Origin of the sequence: Acinetobacter sp. NIPH 298, assembly GCF_000369505.1 — a bacterium.
Lineage (GTDB): Bacteria > Pseudomonadota > Gammaproteobacteria > Pseudomonadales > Moraxellaceae > Acinetobacter.
Genome location: NZ_KB850055.1, coordinates 2,205,627 through 2,223,261, shown reverse-complemented (window position 1 = coordinate 2,223,261; position 17,635 = coordinate 2,205,627). Strand labels below are relative to the sequence as shown.

18 protein-coding genes and 2 pseudogenes are annotated in these 17,635 nt (G+C 40.5%); 14 read left to right on the top strand and 6 right to left on the bottom strand.

Annotation, left to right across the window (positions count from 1 at the left end; all coding sequences use genetic code 11):
• The first annotated feature begins 117 nt into the window (after positions 1-117).
• The 3 genes from ibaG to hisG are packed head-to-tail and all read left to right on the top strand — an operon-like array spanning position 118 to position 2,321.
• On the top strand, positions 118-369 hold the full coding sequence (gene ibaG / locus F903_RS15260; protein ID WP_005198374.1) for a BolA family iron metabolism protein IbaG: 252 nt from the start codon (positions 118-120) through the stop codon (positions 367-369).
• A 6-nt stretch (positions 370-375) separates the two neighbouring features.
• Positions 376-1,635 carry a UDP-N-acetylglucosamine 1-carboxyvinyltransferase gene (gene murA, locus F903_RS15255; protein ID WP_004669797.1) on the top strand — a complete coding sequence of 420 codons (1,260 nt, stop codon included), beginning with the start codon at positions 376-378 and terminating at the stop codon, positions 1,633-1,635.
• Positions 1,632-2,321 carry an ATP phosphoribosyltransferase gene (hisG, locus tag F903_RS15250; RefSeq protein WP_005198373.1) on the top strand — a complete coding sequence of 230 codons (690 nt, stop codon included), beginning with the start codon at positions 1,632-1,634 and terminating at the stop codon, positions 2,319-2,321. Before murA ends, hisG begins: the two co-directional genes overlap by 4 nt.
• A 27-nt stretch (positions 2,322-2,348) precedes the next feature.
• On the opposite strand, the pseudogene F903_RS15245 reads toward hisG, so the two are convergent.
• Positions 2,349-3,238, bottom strand: a pseudogene (locus F903_RS15245) (sigma-70 family RNA polymerase sigma factor).
• 2 nt (positions 3,239-3,240) lie between these two features.
• Complete coding sequence (locus tag F903_RS15240; RefSeq protein WP_005198371.1) at positions 3,241-3,672, bottom strand: carboxymuconolactone decarboxylase family protein; 432 nt, start codon at positions 3,670-3,672, stop codon at positions 3,241-3,243.
• A 270-nt stretch (positions 3,673-3,942) separates the two neighbouring features.
• Here F903_RS15240 and hisD point away from each other — a divergent pair, with 270 nt between their 5' ends.
• Positions 3,943-5,232 carry a histidinol dehydrogenase gene (hisD, locus tag F903_RS15235; RefSeq protein WP_005198368.1) on the top strand — a complete coding sequence of 430 codons (1,290 nt, stop codon included), beginning with the start codon at positions 3,943-3,945 and terminating at the stop codon, positions 5,230-5,232.
• 134 nt (positions 5,233-5,366) lie between these two features.
• A complete protein-coding gene (gene hisC / locus F903_RS15230) occupies positions 5,367-6,455 on the top strand; it encodes a histidinol-phosphate transaminase (protein ID WP_005198367.1) in 1,089 nt (362 codons plus the stop codon).
• A gap of 13 nt (positions 6,456-6,468) precedes the next feature.
• Here the strand turns inward: hisC and pabB are convergent, their stop codons facing one another.
• Both pabB and F903_RS15220 read right to left on the bottom strand, forming a co-directional pair.
• A complete protein-coding gene (pabB, locus tag F903_RS15225) occupies positions 6,469-7,821 on the bottom strand; it encodes an aminodeoxychorismate synthase component I (protein ID WP_005198366.1) in 1,353 nt (450 codons plus the stop codon).
• Between the two features lie 534 nt (positions 7,822-8,355).
• Positions 8,356-9,288 carry an IS5-like element ISAba12 family transposase gene (locus tag F903_RS15220; RefSeq protein ID WP_051064200.1) on the bottom strand — a complete coding sequence of 311 codons (933 nt, stop codon included), beginning with the start codon at positions 9,286-9,288 and terminating at the stop codon, positions 8,356-8,358.
• Positions 9,289-9,342: 54 nt separating this feature from the next.
• Between F903_RS15220 and F903_RS15215 the strand changes: the two are divergent.
• Positions 9,343-9,531: pseudogene (locus F903_RS15215) on the top strand (hypothetical protein); the annotation flags it as partial.
• 45 nt (positions 9,532-9,576) lie between these two features.
• On the opposite strand, the gene F903_RS15210 reads toward F903_RS15215, so the two are convergent.
• Positions 9,577-10,125 (bottom strand): NUDIX hydrolase, encoded by a 549-nt coding sequence (locus F903_RS15210; RefSeq protein WP_005198364.1) that lies wholly within the window; start codon positions 10,123-10,125, stop codon positions 9,577-9,579.
• Positions 10,126-10,244: 119 nt separating this feature from the next.
• On the opposite strand from F903_RS15210, the gene F903_RS15205 reads away from it, so the two are divergent.
• From F903_RS15205 to fghA, 7 genes are all read left to right on the top strand, one after another.
• Entirely contained in the window at positions 10,245-10,859 is a 615-nt protein-coding gene (locus tag F903_RS15205; protein WP_171063418.1) for a CoA pyrophosphatase, read from the top strand.
• Positions 10,860-10,884: 25 nt separating this feature from the next.
• Positions 10,885-11,412, top strand: a complete 528-nt coding sequence (locus F903_RS15200) for a gamma carbonic anhydrase family protein (protein WP_171065305.1) — start codon at positions 10,885-10,887, stop codon at positions 11,410-11,412.
• A gap of 138 nt (positions 11,413-11,550) precedes the next feature.
• Positions 11,551-12,219 carry a tRNA (adenosine(37)-N6)-threonylcarbamoyltransferase complex dimerization subunit type 1 TsaB gene (gene tsaB, locus F903_RS15195; protein WP_005198362.1) on the top strand — a complete coding sequence of 223 codons (669 nt, stop codon included), beginning with the start codon at positions 11,551-11,553 and terminating at the stop codon, positions 12,217-12,219.
• Between the two features lie 2 nt (positions 12,220-12,221).
• A complete protein-coding gene (locus tag F903_RS15190) occupies positions 12,222-13,046 on the top strand; it encodes an undecaprenyl-diphosphate phosphatase (RefSeq protein ID WP_005198361.1) in 825 nt (274 codons plus the stop codon).
• Positions 13,040-13,849 (top strand): class I SAM-dependent methyltransferase, encoded by an 810-nt coding sequence (locus tag F903_RS15185; RefSeq protein ID WP_005198359.1) that lies wholly within the window; start codon positions 13,040-13,042, stop codon positions 13,847-13,849. The genes F903_RS15190 and F903_RS15185 overlap by 7 nt, the downstream gene beginning before the upstream one ends.
• Positions 13,850-14,040: 191 nt before the next feature.
• Entirely contained in the window at positions 14,041-15,486 is a 1,446-nt protein-coding gene (locus F903_RS15180; protein WP_005198358.1) for a C13 family peptidase, read from the top strand.
• The gene (fghA, locus tag F903_RS15175) at positions 15,455-16,300 is read left to right on the top strand and encodes an S-formylglutathione hydrolase (protein WP_005198357.1); all 846 of its coding nucleotides are present in this window, start codon (positions 15,455-15,457) and stop codon (positions 16,298-16,300) included. Before F903_RS15180 ends, fghA begins: the two co-directional genes overlap by 32 nt.
• 29 nt (positions 16,301-16,329) lie before the next feature.
• Here the strand turns inward: fghA and F903_RS15170 are convergent, their stop codons facing one another.
• Complete coding sequence (locus F903_RS15170) at positions 16,330-16,605, bottom strand: DUF2218 domain-containing protein (RefSeq protein ID WP_004669822.1); 276 nt, start codon at positions 16,603-16,605, stop codon at positions 16,330-16,332.
• A gap of 182 nt (positions 16,606-16,787) precedes the next feature.
• Here F903_RS15170 and rpe point away from each other — a divergent pair, with 182 nt between their 5' ends.
• Positions 16,788-17,474 (top strand): ribulose-phosphate 3-epimerase, encoded by a 687-nt coding sequence (gene rpe, locus F903_RS15165; RefSeq protein ID WP_005198356.1) that lies wholly within the window; start codon positions 16,788-16,790, stop codon positions 17,472-17,474.
• The last annotated feature ends 161 nt before the right edge of the window (positions 17,475-17,635 follow it).

Below are 17,635 nucleotides of genomic sequence, written 5' to 3'. Positions count from 1 at the left end.
CTTTTTATAGAGCCTCTTTTTTTAGTGATAAAAAAAGAAAACGCTTACTGAATTATATGAAAAAGTTATAGTAAAATAGCGCGTTTTACACCAATGGTTGTATAAGAGGTCTTGGCAATGAATAGTGAGCAGCTCACGCAAATTTTAAAAGAAGCTTTTCCTGAAGCAGAAGTAGCAGTGAGCGGACAGGCTGGCAAGTTTGACCTTCGTATTGTTGATGACCAGTTTGAAGGTAAACGTACCGTCACTCGCCAACAGGCTGTTTATGCACCCCTGAATTCTTATATTGCGAGTGGTGCAGTTCACGCTGTTACGATTCGCGCAATGACAAAAGACGAATGGCGTAAAGCAAGCCTTTTCGGAGCATAAATATTAATGGATAAATTTTTAATTACGGGCGGTGTTAAGCTCGAGGGCGAAGTGCGCATTTCTGGTGCTAAAAATGCAGCTTTGCCTTTACTTGCAGCAATGATCCTTGCTGACTCTCCGATTACGCTAACCAATGTACCTAATCTAAAAGATGTGAATACATTGGTTGAGCTGATAGCTGGTTTGGGCATTACCATGCGTTATGAGGGTGAAACGGTTTGTGCTGATGCTTCGACATTAGATAACCAATTTGCACCTTATGAACTTGTAAAAACGATGCGCGCCTCTATTTTGGTGCTTGGTCCATTATTGGCGCGTTATGGCAATGCTAAGGTTTCGTTGCCTGGTGGCTGTGCGATTGGTTCACGTCCAGTTGATCAGCATTTAAAAGCATTAGAAGCTTTGGGTGCGCAAATTGAAGTTGAAAATGGTTATGTCCATGCATCAGTTGATGGCCGCTTAAAAGGTGGTGAAGTTGTTTTTGATATGGTCACCGTTGGCGGTACAGAAAACATCTTAATGGCTGCGGCATTGGCTGATGGTGTAACCACGATTCGTAATGCTGCTCGTGAACCAGAAATTACTGATCTTGCGCAAATGCTGATTAAAATGGGCGCTAAGATTGAAGGTTTAGACACGGATACGTTGGTTGTAACTGGTGTAGAAAGTCTACATGGTTGTGAATACGCTGTGGTTGCTGACCGTATTGAAACAGGTTCATATTTAGCTGCTGCTGCGATTACGGGTGGTCGAGTTAAAACCACACATACTGACCCTTTATTGTTAGAAGCGGTATTGGAGAAGTTTGAAGAAATGGGTGCAGAAGTCACTTGTGGTGATGACTGGATTGAGTTGGATATGCAGGGTAAACGTCCTAAAGCTGTGAGTTTTAGAACACTACCGCATCCAGATTTCCCTACAGATATGCAAGCACAATTGATGGCGGTGAATGCAATCGGTCGTGGTTTTGCAACGATTTCTGAAACAATTTTTGAAAATCGTTTTATGCATGTACCTGAACTGTCTCGTATGGGTGCAAACATTCAAGTCGAAGGGCATGACGCGGTTGTAACTGGAGTAGAGACACTTCAAGCTGCACCTGTGATGGCGACTGATTTGCGTGCTTCATTTTCCCTAGTCCTTGCAGCTTTGGTTGCAGAGGGTGAGACACTGATTGATCGTATTTATCATATTGATCGTGGTTATGAACATATCGAAGAAAAATTGCAAAGTTTAGGGGCTCAGATTAAGCGAGTAAAAGGATGAATGACGTAAGAAACGATGATCCAAATTTTGATGTAATGGACAATTTTGATCATGGTTTAACTTTGGCACTCAGTAAAGGTCGTATTTTAAAAGAGACTTTACCTTTACTTGAAAATGCAGGCATTAATTTACTGGAAGATCCAGAAAAGTCGCGTAAGTTGATTTTTCCAACCACGCATAAAAAAGTACGTATTCTTATTTTACGTGCTTCGGATGTGCCGACTTATGTTGAAAATGGTGCAGCAGATTTTGGTGTGGCGGGTAAAGATGTATTGATGGAGCATGGCGCACAACATGTGTACGAATTGCTTGATCTAAAAATTGCCAATTGTAAGTTAATGACTGCGGGTAAAGTGGGAATGCAACGTCCAAAAGGGCGTTTAAAAATCGCAACCAAATACGTCAACTTAACTCGTCAATATTATGCAAGTTTAGGTGAGCAAGTGGATGTGATTAAGCTCTACGGTTCAATGGAACTTGCACCGCTCGTTGGATTGGGTGATTACATTGTCGATGTGGTCGATACAGGGAATACCTTACGTGCCAATGGTTTAGAGCCATTAGAGGAGATTTGTAAGGTTTCTTCGCGTTTAATCGTTAATAAAGCAAGTTTCAAACGCAAACAAGCTTTATTAAACCCAATCCTGACTCAACTTGAGCAGGCGATTAAAGAACGTTCGAAATAAAAGCGCCTATTCTGTACAAAGGTCAACTTAGGTTGGCCTTTTATTTTTTAGTTTGTCGGGATTTCGCATGACATAGATATTTTGAATCTGCTGGTTGCAATCAAATGCAAATGTCATCGCGATCACACAATTATGTTGTTGATCATATAACTTAAAGCCAATATTGCCATTGAGATGGCATATTTCCCAAAAAAGCTCATTCCAAGCCTGAAAGAGCAAGCGCTCAAAAAGCGTAATACACTGGGCTGATCGATGAGTGGTTGAGGAATAGCTGAAACCTTACCGCCACCATCAGCAGCAAGCTGAATATCTTCACTCAGAAGCTTTTTAAGTTGATCAAGATTATGCGAGTGAATGGCATCTCTAAAGGCATTTAGTAAAGTCATCTGATGTGAAGTTGGTAATGTCGAAAGTACCTTTGGTTGTTCTGAAATTCGCTTTCTTCCACGTACGACTAATTGCCGGCAATAACTGTGCTGCTCTTGAAGAATTTCAGAAACCTCTTGGTAATCAAGATTAAAGATATCATGCAGTAAGTAAGCAGCTCGTTCTTTGGGGGATAGTTTTTCAAGAACTAAAAGAAATGCAGTAGATAGGGTGTAATCAGATTCAATCGATATCTGTTCCGTATGTTGATACGGTTCGGGTAACCATGTACCCACATATTCAGTCCGTGACTTGTGGTGAGAACGAAGCAAGTCAATACAATGACGAGTACATACCGAAGTAAGCCAAGCTTGGGGATTGAGGATTTCCTCTTTAGGCTGCATTTGCCATTTTAGAAAAATATCCTGTAATACATCATCTGCGTCATGTGTTGAACCTAAGAGACGATAAGCTAGGCCGAACAAGAATGCTCGGCTTGCTTGAAATAGATCTAAATCGTGTGTCGTTAGATTTTGTTGATTTTGCATCATCTTTAATGTTGTGAAATGCCGATACGATTCCATAAATTAATCATGCCAATCAATAAAGTTAAAGCAGAAATTTGCTGTTCGTTAAAATATTCTAATAGGTTAGAACGCAGCGGTGCATAATCTGTTTGAGGGTGTAGTGTCGTTAATGCTTCTACCCAAGCAAAAGCGACTCTTTCTTGGTCACTATAGTCAGCACAATGACGCCATACAATGAGGCGGTCTAAACGTGATTGGGTCTCACTATCTGCTAACGCTTCGGCAATATGCATTTTGACGCAATAAGCACATCCATTGATTTGTGAAGCTCTTAATAGAACTAAATGATAAAGAGAGCGCGGGATCAAGTCTAAGTCATCAAGATTTTGGTGCACTTGATGGAGGTGCTGCACTGCATCTGGTAAATGTTTTTGCGGATGAATATTTCTGTTAGCCATTTTAAAACTCCTGATATGAACAAATAGGGTTCTTAGATTGACGAATCAGCATTTAAGTTTGTGACAAGGAGTTAAAAATAATTTTTAAGAGATTGTTTTTATTTTAAAAATATTTCTAATTAATTAGTGGTTTTTAGATGAGTAATGCTATTGGATTGCTCATTGATGTACTGATTTTCCCTCAATATTTTTTTAGGCTGATATTGCATCCACAAATAGAGTGAAAAAGAGTAAACTTAGCGCTCTCTTATTCGCCTTGTGGGTAAATTGATGCGACGTTTATCGACTCAGGATCAAAATTTCAAACAGACATTTGCTGAGCTATTAGCATTTGAAACTGTCAATGATCCTCAATTAATACAAACTGTAGATCAAATTATTGCTGATGTTCGTCAGCATGGTGATGATCATGTGCTGAAATTAACGCAACAGTTTGATCGACATCCCGCGCATCAATTCTCTGATTTAGAACTCACTCAAGCACAACTTAAAACTGCATTTGAGGGATTAACGGTTGAAATTCGTGATGCATTAGAACTTGCTGCAAAGCGTATTCGTGCTTTCCATCAAGCTCAAAAGCAAGAAGGGTGGACTTATATTGATGAGCTGGGAAATACTTTAGGTCAAAAAGTCACACCACTGGACCGGGTTGGTATTTATGTACCGGGTGGTTTAGCTTCTTACCCATCTTCTGTATTGATGAACGCACTTCCTGCCCATGTTGCAGGTGTTCCTGAAATCATTATGGTTGTTCCAGCACCCAATGGTGAGTTGAATCCATTGGTATTGGCAGCCGCACATTTGGCTGGGGTGAGTCGAGTATTTACAATTGGTGGTGCACAAGCTGTCGCCGCTTTGGCTTATGGCACACAAACTGTTCCAGCAGTAGATAAAATTACTGGTCCAGGAAATCGTTTTGTTGCAGCGGCAAAAAGAGCCGTATTTGGTCAAGTCGGTATTGATATGATCGCAGGGCCTTCAGAAATTTTGGTTTATGCCGAAGGCGAAAATAATGCGGATTGGCTTGCGATGGATGTGTTGTCACAAGCGGAACATGATACGGTTGCCCAAGCTATTTTTATCACACCTGATGAAGCACTTTTAAATGCTGTTGATGCAGCCATTGAAAAGCATTTAAGTGAATTACCAAAAGCCGAAATTGCTAGAACTTCGATTCAAAATCGTGGTGCTTTGGTTCTCGTTAAAGATCGTGCAGAAGCTATCGAATTGATTAATCAAGTTGCACCTGAGCATTTAGAGCTTTGTTTAGATGATGCTGAACAGATGAGCCAAGAGATTCGTCATGCTGGTGCAATCTTTATGGGGCGTTATACGCCTGAAGCGATTGGTGATTATTGTGCAGGTCCAAACCATGTCTTGCCAACATCGGGTACAGCGCGCTTCTCGTCTCCACTTGGCGTCTATGATTTCCAAAAGCGTTCTAGCCTAATCATGTGCTCGCAGGAAGGTGTTAAACCTTTGGCGAAAACTGCGGATGTGCTTGCGGTACAGGAAAATCTAGATGCTCATGCTCGTTCAGCACGTTACCGTTATCAATAAATCTAATTTAAAACTTCTCCCTAAGCCTCTCCTTATAGGAGAGGGAATAGCCACCTGCAGACTTAATATTTTGGTGGAATAAGTTTGAATATTCCTCTTCAAGAGCTTAGGTGAGGGTTAAAAGAGAAAATAAAATGTCGAATATCACAACAGAACAAATGCGCTTTTGGAGTCCTGAAGTTCGTGAATTGGAACCGTATATTCCGGGTGAGCAACCCAAAATTCAGAACTTATTAAAGCTCAATACCAATGAAAATCCATATCCGCCATCACCGAGAGTTGAGGCGGCGGTCCAAGCTGTTTTGGTAAATCAAGCCGATGCATTGCGCCTATATCCTGACCCTGATGCAACAGCCTTGAAGCAAGCGATTGCCAAACAGCAAAATGTTGAGATTGCACAAGTCTTTGTGGGAAATGGTTCAGATGAAGTTTTAGCACATATTTTTAAAGCATTTTTTATTCAGAAACAAGCTGTGCTTTATCCAGATATAACTTATAGTTTTTATCCTGTTTATAGTCAGTTCTTTGGCATTCACACCCAGCAAATTCCATTGAATGAAAATTTTGAAATAGATGTTGCAGATTATAAGCAAGCGAATGGTGGGGTGATTATTACCAATCCAAATGCACCAACCAGTATTGCTTTGGGTCTGGATCAAATCGAACAGGTTTTACAAGCAAATCCTAATCGAGTGGTTGTGATCGATGAGGCTTATGTCGACTTTGGTGCTGAAACTGCTGTTCAATTGGTTGATAAATATGAAAACTTAGTGGTCTGCCAAACAACCTCAAAATCACGTTCATTGGCGGGTTTACGTGTCGGGTTTGCCATTGCACAAAGTCATTTGATTGCTGCACTTGAAGCAGTAAAAAATAGCTTTAATTCTTATCCGATGGATCGTTTTGCCATTGCAGCCGCTGTTGCTTCCTTTGAGGATCAGGCTTACTTTGAGGCGCAATGTAAAAAAGTCATAGACAGTCGTGAAAAGTTGATCAGCGAGTTAAAGGCTTTAGGTTTTCAAGTATTGCCATCAAAAGCCAATTTCATTTTTGCCACGCATCCAAAACATGATGCGGCTCAATTGATGCAACAACTACGTGATCATGGGATTTTGATCCGTTATTTCAATAAACCTAGGATTAACCAATTCTTGCGTATCACGATTGGTACAGATGAACAAAATAAGCGTTTAGTGGATACGCTAAAAACGCATATTTTATAAATCTATTTTTGATTTAGAGATCTGTTTTCTGCCATGTGTTGAGTAAATTGAGCATGGCAGAAATTTTATCAAAACATTCTTGATATTCAGCTTCAGCATCAGAAGCGATGGTGATACCACCGCCTGCCCACATGGATAATTCGGTTTGATATTTTTGAATACTGCGAATCAAAATATTCCATCGACCCGTCCCATCAAAATTAAAATATCCTAAACTTCCGCAATAAGCACCACGCGGCGCACCTTCTAGTTCCTCAATAATTTGCATGGCACGAATTTTAGGTGCCCCTGTAATTGAACCACCAGGTAGGGCAGACAATAACATTTGCATAGGATTGATTTCTTCTTTCAAGGTCGCGGTAATTTCACTGACCATGTGATGCACTTGATTGAAACTTTCGATTTCAAATAGTTTGGTGGTTGTGACCGAACCTGTCTCAGCGTAAACACTTAAATCATTTCGTAATAAATCAACGATCATGACATTCTCAGCTTGGTCTTTTTCCGAGCGACTGAGTTTTTCTTTAGATCGCTGATCCTGTTGAGGGTCATTAAAACGTGGCATGGTTCCTTTGATGGGGCGGGTTTTTATTTTTCGATTATTTTGGAATTCAATAAATAACTCAGGAGAACAACTGAGTAATTCAAAATCATTAATTTTTAGATAGCCTGCATAAGGTGCGTGTGTGAGCTGCCATAATGCTTGTGCAGAATTTAATAATGAACCTTGAGCAGTCGCTTTGAACTCTTGGGTGAGATTAATTTGATAACAATCTCCTGCTTTAATATATTCCTGAACGTGTTGGAATGCATTTAAGTATTGTTGTTTTGACCAGCGAGGGTGGGATGCTTCAAGTAAAGTAAGTGCGGACAGGTTCTTGGATGTTGGTTGAGCTATGAGATCAGATATAAATGCATAAATAGCCTGAGCATTTTCTTCACGGCTATGAAAATACCAAGCATTGTCCTGAAATCTCAAAAAAGTTGAGTATTGACCTAAGAAAAAACTGGGTTGAGGGTGGCTGGAAATATTGACATGCTGATTGGCACTGTAGTCATAGCTGAAAAAACCAATATATCCACCATCAAATACAACATTTTGCTGAGCGCTTGGAGTGGTTTGATCAAAGTTTGAGAACTCGGTAACGGTTGTTGCTTTTGGGTGTAATTGATATTGATTGAATGTAGTTTGATGAAACTGTTGAAGTATGGACTGTTGAAATACTAGAAACTTTTTAGGTAAAAAAGCAATGACAGGGAAATTTTGGTCATGCAAATAGACCAAACCCGTCAAATCATAAAGTTGGGAGAGGAGGTCAAATGCAGATGTAGGTTCTGTATTAAGCTTTTGTTTAAAATAAGACATAAAATGAAAATATATTCATCTACATTTGGAAAAGAGGATTGTACTACAATCAAAAAAAGCACGTGATATTTTATATTGATTTAGAATAAAAAATAGACAGGTATTTTAATTGTATGATCAAAAAAGCTTGGGAAATTGAGGTTAGTGTTATTGATACAGAGAGAGGAAAGAAAAATTTTGCTTACATTTTATGGTTACTTTATTGAAAGTAGACAAAGGGTCTTGTTTTTGACCATTAGGATCAAAATTCGAGTGATTGATTTTTATAAATAACTATATTTTTTAAATGTTTATTTATCTTTGTTTGTTCTGGGGCTGAACGCCTTGAGGCGCGCCGTTTATCGGGTTGTTACTAAAAAACATTTAACAGTAGTTGAACATAAAATAACAAACGAGTAATTTAGTAGTTGCTAAGCGAACTACTCAAGGATTGGAAGTTCAGGTTGTCATTTAATAAAAAACAACAGTGGACAGTTTAGAGTGGCTTTGTTGCACAAAGATTTGAAATGCAAAGCGCCCCTAATTGAGCCAAATTTAAGGCGTAACTTGGGTAAGTGGTCGACCTAATTCCGTAAATCTGTTAAGGACTGCCACACGTGCATGGATCTCATTGACTTGGCTATCAAAACTCCTTGCACTGAGTTTATCTCCTAATAATTTGATGCAATGCATCTTAGTTTCAACCAAACTTCGCCGATGATAGCCTGACCATTTTTTCCATAGTGTCCTGCCTAAACGTTTAATTGTTCGAAGTAATTCATTTCGCTCTAGCGAGCTACTCTTTGTATCTTTCCATGGTTTCGCATTTTTTCTAGGTGGAATCACCGCATGCGCTTGCCGATCTGCAATGACCTGACGGCATTGCTTGGTGTCATAAGCTCCATCGGTATAAACAGAGTTAATCTGCTCATCTTGTGGAATCTGATTAAGTAAATCACCAAGCACCTGTGAATCACTGACATTATTGGTTGTAAGCTGAACTGCTCGTATTTGTAGGGTTTTAGCATCTATACCAATATGAAGTTTACGCCATTGGCGACGATATTCAGGTCCATGTTTCTTGCGTTTCCATTCGCCCTCACCTAGAAACTTCATGCCTGTAGAGTCCATGAGTAGATGCAGCCCATCGCTACTTTTTTGGTAGCTGATTACAATATCAATATGCTTTTGTCTTCTACAAAGCGTGGTGTAATCTGGAGCTATCCAATTTAATCCGCAAAGTTTAATCAGACTTTGCACAAAGCCAGTGACCATACGTAAAGACAGACGGAATAAGGATTTAATCATTAAGCAGCATTGGATGGCTGCGTCGGAGTAGGTTTGATTTCGCCCTTGTTTACCGATGGACGGAGCATACCATTGCGTAGCAGGATCAAACCAAATGGCAATATTTCCGCGACTCATGAGTGCTCGGTTATATGCGGGCCAATTGGTTGTGCGGTAGATTTTGTGTGCAGGCTTCTTCATTTGAAAATTATATCGCTGAAAAACCCTTTACAGATAGGTTTGTGCAACAAAGCCTCAAATCAGTATGCATTTTATCAGGCTGCATATGTTGGATTGTACGATCGACTTGATAAGGATAAAGACAAATATGTTGCACCTACAGCAGAGGAACGTGAATTGGCGAAACGTTGGACTGGTGTAGTCAGCATAAAAATCGCAGATCAAAACATACCTGCATGTAAAGCCATTAAAACCAAGTCTTAGACTTTAGTGATCTAAAAGACCGCGATTAGCGGTCTTTTTTTTATTTTAACCGGTATGGTCTAAGCGTGTGCCTAATGTTTCTAAATGAGGTGGAAAGACACCGCTTTTACGGTCAGCAAAATAGTGCCTTAATGTTTGTTCCACACTAGGAAAAGCAAGTTCGTTCCAAGGGATCTCATGTTCTTCAAACAATCGGCATTCTAAACTTTCTTCACCTGCACCAAACACACCTTGTTGTAATATCGCTTTAAATAGCACATAGATTTGACCAATACGTGGGATATTGTAGGTGCAGTAGAGTTGTTCAATTTCAACTTCTGCTTCAGCTTCTTCACGGGTTTCTCTCGCTGCGCCTTGCTCGATGGTCTCGAATAATTCCATATAGCCTGCGGGTAATGTCCATAGCCCGTAGCGTGGTTCAATTGCACGACGACAAAGTAAAACCTTATTTTCCCAAATGGCCAATGCACCACAAATCACTTTAGGATTTTCATAGTGAATGTGACCGCAATGGGTACAAACAAGTCGTGATTTATGATCACCTACTGGAATTTTTTGTTCGGTTTGATGCCCACACGCAACGCAAAAGCTCATAATTATCATCAGCGATAGAGATAGCTCAGCATAACTGAATTTTTATGACTGCGCATCAACTCTATATTTGCTGTTCAAATTTCAGCTATGATGCATAATAAAGAAAATGCGAAAAAGAGATGAGTCATATGGAAGAACCATCGTTAATACAACTTTTACAACAACGGTTGCGTTTTTCCAAACGAATCCAACAGGCGGATGCGGCTGTTTTAATTGCGATTACGCAAGAGGCTCAACCTAAAGTGTTGCTGACGCGCCGTTCGATCCATTTATCCCAACATGCGGGTGAGGTTTCATTTCCGGGTGGGAAACGTGATCCGAGTGATACCAGTAATATTGTGGTTGCTTTACGTGAGGCCCAAGAAGAAACTGCATTAAATCCATTTGATGTGAAGCTGATAGGTGATTTGCCGATCCAACGTGCGCGTAGTGGTCTGTTGGTTAAGCCAATTGTGGGATTGATTCCTGCGCAAGTTGATTTAATTGCACAGCCTTCTGAAATTGATCGGATTTTTTTTGCTGAGCTTCAAGCGCTGATCGATGCCCCACCTTTGCCGTATGAAGTTCGTTTAGCGCGTCAGTCATTATATTTTCCAAGTATGCAGGTTGAGAGTGAGGTGGTTTGGGGCTTAACAGCGAGAATGTTGGTTTCTTTGTTCCAATATGGTTTAGGGCATAAAAAAAACTGGCCTTTTCTAGTCAATCCACCTAATTTTGGTCTGTCTAAGTTTTAATTTTTTAAAGAAGTATTTTCTCATGATGTATACGTATCAAGGATTGAGTCCGAAAGCATTGCATGAACCTTGGGATGGCTGGGTTGCACCAACCGCGACGGTTATTGGTCAAGTGGAGTTTGGTCGCCAAGTGAGTATCTGGTTTGGTGCTGTAGTCCGCGCAGATAATTGTGTTATTCGTATTGGTAATTTTTCCAATATTCAGGAAAATGCTGTGGTACATACCGATGCTGGGATTGAACTCAATATTGGTGAATATGTCACTGTGGGTCATAAAGCCATGTTACATGGTTGTAGCATTGGTGATAATTCCTTGATTGGGATGAATGCTGTGATTCTGAATCGGGCGGTGATTGGTAAAAATTGTATTATTGGCGCAAATGCCTTGATCCCTGAGGGTAAAGTGATTCCTGATAATTCTGTGGTGATGGGTTCACCTGGCAAAGTGGTAAAGATGATTGATGAGCAGGATGTTGAGCGCTTGCGTTGGAGTGCTTTGCATTATGCGGAACACTATAAGCATTTTTTAGCATTAGAAGAGTTTCATTTTTAGGCGTGTTTTAATCCAAAGTAAAATGTGCCAAACAGAAGTTTGGCTTTTTTGTATCAAAATAGAGAACAACTCGAATATCAGAATGGAGTGGGGTATGATATCGCTCGTTTTTCATCATACTTCGCCTAAGGTTTTTGCATGAAGTTGCTTGCATTGGAAACTGCCAATGAGCAGTGTTCCGTATCATTAATTGATGCGACTCAAGAGCTCTATTTTCAATTAGATGGGCGTGCAAAAGCACAAACACAAACGATTTTACCTTTAATTGAACAAGCTTTATTACAAACACAAAATCAACTTAAAGATTTGACTGCAATTGCCTTTAGTCGGGGACCGGGTTCATTTAGTGGTGTACGGATTAATGCTGCGGTTGCGCAAGCATTGGCTTGGTCACATGATCTGCCCGTCATTCCTGTTTCCAGTTTACAAGCGTTGGCACAAGCCGCATATCGTTTGCATGGTTTAACTCAAGTAACTGCTGTGTTAGATGCGCGAATGCAAGAAGTCTATATCGCGAATTTTAGCTTGGATGAGCAGGGTGTCATGCAGGCGGTCGATGATGAAAAATTATTGCGTTATGAGCACGCCTCAACCTATTGCAGATATATTGCGGTGGGTTCAGGTTCAGCGTTGATTGAGGCAGAACAGACACACTCACAAGCAATTGTGGCGACAGCACAAGATATTGCAAGTATTGCGAAGGTTTATGCAGCAGAACAAAAATGGGTGGATGCAGCATATGCATTGCCTGTTTATTTGCGTGATGATGCGTGGAAAAAGATTCCAGAACAAGGTAAAGCGGGTTAGGTATGGATTTGTTACTGCTGCTTAAAGCAGCGATCATGGGTATTGTTGAAGGTATTACCGAGTTCTTACCGATTTCAAGTACAGGTCACTTGATTTTGGCATCGGAATTAATGGACTTTTGGACACCTGAAAAAAGTGCTGTTTTTGTCGTCTTGATTCAGATCGGTGCGATTGCTGCCGTGATCTATGAGTATTGGTCACGCTTGTGGAATGCTGCAACTGGTATGGTTACTGGCGAAGAAAAAGGGCGCCGTTTGGGCTTTAGTCTCATTTTTGCTTCGATCCCAATTGTCTTGGTCGGGTTAACCTTTGGACAAGTGATTAAAGAAGTGCTCTTTAATGATCTTGTGGTTGCTTTAGGTTTGATTATTGGTGGCTTAATCATTATTTGGGTGGAGAAAAATCCACCTCGAATCAATGCCGCAGAAGTTGAAAATATTACCTTTAAGCAAGCCATCTGGATTGGTTTAATTCAGGTGTTGGCTTTGATTCCCGGGACATCGCGTTCAGGTGCAACCATTATCGGCGCAATGTATTTAGGCGTATCGCGTAAAGCAGCAACCGAATTTTCCTTTTTCCTCGGCATCCCTGTGATTATTGGTGCGGGCCTATTGGACTTGTATCAGAGTTATCATGTACTTGATGGTTTCGATGATTGGATCGTACTTGCGGTTGGCCTGATTGTTTCGTTTATATCGGCTTTACTCTTGATTCGTGCATTGGTTGCTTATGTGGCTAAGCGTGATTTTATGGTTTTTGCGTGGTATCGAATTGCATCGGGTTTACTCATTTTATTACTTTTCTTTACTGGTTGGAAATTATGGTAGGCGAGTTTCGCTTATTTTTTGAAAGCTCAGAAGTCGAGAAAGCACAGCACTATCAAACTGTGCTTTCTTTACGTGGGGTGGTGGTCGAGCTTTGTCTGATCGAGCAATTAAATGCTCGATTTTTGCGTTTGAACCCTGAACTTGCTTTATGCGTTGATGCATCAGGTTTGTGGTTATGTGCCAACGGCATGAAAATGCGACCTGATTGGCAGGCAGAGATTCCACGCTTAAAGCGTGCCAGCCTTAAGTCGGAAATGCTCGCTCGCGCATGTCAATTGGCTGAGAAACCGAATTTGGTTGATGCAACCGCGGGTTTGGGGCATGACAGTTTACTGATGGCGCATTTAGGTGCACAGGTTGATTTGGTCGAACGGAATCCGATTCTATTTTGTTTATTAGAAGATGCGAAAGTTCAAGCACAGCAAGATCCATTTTTACAGCTAACGATGTCGCGCATACAATTAGTTTTTGCTGATTCAGCGGTTTATTTAGAACAGCTTAAACAACAAGATCAGTCCGTTGATGTGGTGTATTTAGATCCCATGTTTCCTCAACGTGATCAAAATCATCAAGCAATCAAAAAGCAAGCCCAAGTGAAGAAACAAATGCAATTATTGCACTTGTTGTTACCTGAGCATGGTGAAATGGATTTAGGCGATCAACTGCTTGCTTTGGCTAAGCAAGTGGCAAAACGCGTGATTGTGAAGCGTCCACGGCATGCTGTTTTTCTCGCTGAGCAAGTTGCTGATCATCAGTGGTTAGGTGATGCTTGTCGTTTTGATGCTTATTTTTCAAAAGATTAATTTTAAAATAGATTCAAATGATTGTGTGGCTTCGGTCAATGCTCAGTAAAGATTTGTGATATAGTGCCAAAGCATAATTGCTAAAAAAATCTGCTCCAGCATACACTAGCATTTCGCACCGCATCTTTTTAAAAAATGAAATTCATTCTGTAAAAGATTGGCATATTTTGAGTTTAATCCCGAAGAATTTTATGATAGACCTCAAACCATCGATAAATATCTGGCATGATTTTAAAAGTAACCAAATTGCTGGAATGTGGTTGTTTCTAGGGTCGCGTCGATCTTTACAAGTGGTTCACCCATCGATCACGCAGCTGATTTTGTGGGGGATTTTGGGCGCTTGTACCAACTCACTTTATAGTTGGTTGGTGGCGGGGCAGGTTGGAGACTTTAACTCTCAAGGTTTGATTGGTTATGCACTTTGGCCTTTTATTGCCCTAATTGTCGGTATTTTTCTATCACAACGGATGAACCAACCACGCTTGATGCTCGTTCCTGCATTACTGTGGTTAGTGCTTGATACCAATATCCTGCTTTTACAGTGTTTGGTCCAATATCTTGGTTCCAATGGTTATCTCAATTTTATTCCCGATAGCATTTATAACGGTTTGTTGCCGCCATTATTTGCAGGACTTTTTGTTTGGCAAAGTTTGGCTGTGATTTGGGTTTTTTCTCGTGCGTTGAATTGGCCATGGTGGGAACGTGCTTTGGTCTTCGTGGCGACCATTGCAACTTTGGTGGTTTGGCAGTTATCGGTAAAAGATCAACCGATTTGGAAAGTTGAAGAAAGACCAGCCACTTTTGCAGAAGACGCCTTCTATGCCCAAAGCCATTTATTAAATAATGCGTTAGATCAAATTCAATACAGCGATATTGCCAATAGCCATTGGTATTTTTTTGGTGTGGCTGGAGACAGTTATGCGGATGTATTTAAGTCTGAAATTGAGCGAATAAAAGAACAATTTGATACCCGTTTTGGCACTTTTGGTCGCTCTATTATGCTGGTCAATAATCCTGCAACACGTTTAGATATCCCGATTGCATCTAAAACCAGCATTGAATTGACTTTGCGCCGTATTGGTCAGCAAATGAATCGTGATAGTGACGTTTTATTTCTTTACATGACCTCACATGGTGAGCGTAATCATTTTGAGCTTGAAAATGCGCCTTTAGATTTGGGACAAATTGATCCGAAATGGTTACGTGAGACACTTGATAAATCAGGGATTCGCTGGCGTGTAATCGTCATTTCAGCATGTTATTCAGGCAGTTTTGTTCCAGCACTACAATCGCCAGATACCTTAATTATTACGGCTTCTGCGGCAGATAAGACCTCGTTTGGTTGTAATAGTGAAGCGGACTATACTTATTTTGGTCGTGCTTTTTTTGATTTAGCCATGCGCGAACAACATTCGATGAAAGCGGCTTTTGATCAAGCAAAGCAAACGGTAACCAAATGGGAAGTTGCACAAGGGGTTGAGCCTTCTGAGCCACAGTGGTCGATTGGTAGAAATATGGAACTCATGCTACCGCAATTGGAGCCGTATTTATTCCCAACGCAGAATATGGCAACAACTGATACTACAAAAACACAGGATAATGAACATGCAGCTACTACAAAAAAATCGTTGTTTTGAGGGTGAGCAACGTGTTTATCAAATTGAGTCTCAACATCTTAAGGGCTTAACTAAAGTCGGGGTTTATCTACCGCCTGCGGCTTTAGAGGGCAAAGCATGTTCAGCTTTATTTTATCTTGCAGGTTTGACGTGTACGGAAGACACTTTTGCGATCAAAGCCCATGCACAACGTATGGCTGCTCGACTCAGTCTGATTTTAATTACGCCGGATACTTCGCCTCGAGGCGAAGATGTTGCACAAGGTGATCATTGGGATATCGGGCAGGGTGCCGGATTTTATCTGAATGCGACGCAACAACCTTGGGCAGCGCACTATCAAATGGAATCTTATCTGGTTGATGAGCTGTATGCACAGGTGTTGCATGCGTTTCCAATTATTGAAAACCAAGTCGGGATTTTTGGGCATTCAATGGGTGGTCACGGTGCATTGACCTTGGCATTTAAATATCCTGAACAATTTAAATCGGTTTCTGCATTTGCCCCAATTTGTGCGCCAAGTATTTGTCCTTGGGGTGAAAAGGCATTTAGCCAATATTTAGGTGATGATCGACAAGTTTGGTTGGCACATGATGCAACCGCTTTGGTTCAGCACAAAGGGAAGTTGTTTGAGGAAATATTAATTGATCAAGGTATAGATGATCAGTTTTATAGCCAACTCAATCCCGAAGCGTTCAAGCAAGCGTGTTTAGATGCAAGCCAACCGATTACCTTGCGTTTGCACCAAGGCTATGATCACGGATATTACTTTATCCAAAGTTTTATGGATGATCACTTACAGTTTCATGCGATTCAACTCGAAAAAGTAGGCGATTAATCTAAAAGAAGCTCAAATGGAGCTTCTTTTTAACTACGTTGCCATTCAGCAGTAAATTCTTGCTGTGCCATGCGATTTAAATGATCAATCACCACTTGTTCTAAACGTTCGACATCTTCTTGTTGGTTTTCAATAAGGACGTCTAAATGTTGTTGTTGAGGTGTTAATGTTACGGTTGCAGTCGGCATAAAGATTTTTGAATGCGTTTCCGTTTCAGCCACTTCAAACTTATGTTTCCAGTGATTTACTAAACGTTTGCTAATACGTTTTCCTTCGATGGTTGTAATTTGTGTAGTGCTATTCATTTCTCTAAGTCTTGTTGTGGCTTGATTTTCAACTTAGCAAATTTGATTTTATTTGAAAATAGCATTCCTGCAACGTGCTGTTGCAACTTTGCAATGCTGTATTGATGACTTTGTAACAGGCGGAGTTACGGTAAATTTGTTATACTTCACCCATCATTTTCTTAGTTTTTGCCAGGTCATCTATGTCCAAGCCGTATTTAATTGCTCCTTCGATTTTATCTGCTGATTTTGCACGTTTAGGTGAAGATGTAGAAAAGGTTTTAGCTGCGGGTGCAGACGTTGTACATTTTGATGTGATGGATAACCACTATGTACCGAATCTGACTTTTGGGGCACATATTTGTACCGCATTAAAAAAATACGGTATCAAAGCACCGATTGATGTGCATTTAATGGTGTCGCCTGTTGACCGTATGATTGGTGATTTCCTTGATGCAGGCGCAGACATTATTACCTTTCATCCTGAAGCATCCCATCATATTGATCGTTCTTTACAATTGATCAAATCGGGCGGTGCGAAAGCAGGTTTGGTGTTTAATCCTGCAACGCCGTTACATTATTTAGATTATGTATTAGATAAAGTTGATCAAGTTCTTATTATGAGCGTAAATCCGGGTTTTGGCGGACAAAAGTTCATCCCAACGACTCTGGAAAAGCTACGCCAAGCTCGTAAAATGATTGATGCGAGTGGTCGTGATATTCGTTTAGAAGTTGATGGTGGTGTAGGTCCAGCCAACATCCGAGAAATCGCAGAAGCAGGTGCAGATATGTTTGTGGCGGGTTCAGCGATTTTTGGTCAACCAGACTATAAAACAGTGATTGATCAAATGCGTGCAGAGTTGGCTAAAGTTGGTGCGAAAGAAGTTTAGTATTTTTTTAACACAGGGTGTGGATAACTTTGTTTATAACTAGGTGGATAACCGTGTTGATAAGCAAGGGGATAACATGTTGTTAAAATAAACAAAATGATTTCAACTGTTTATATTCACAGCAAAATGATGAAAAAAGGACAATTTTTTGTCCTTTTTTT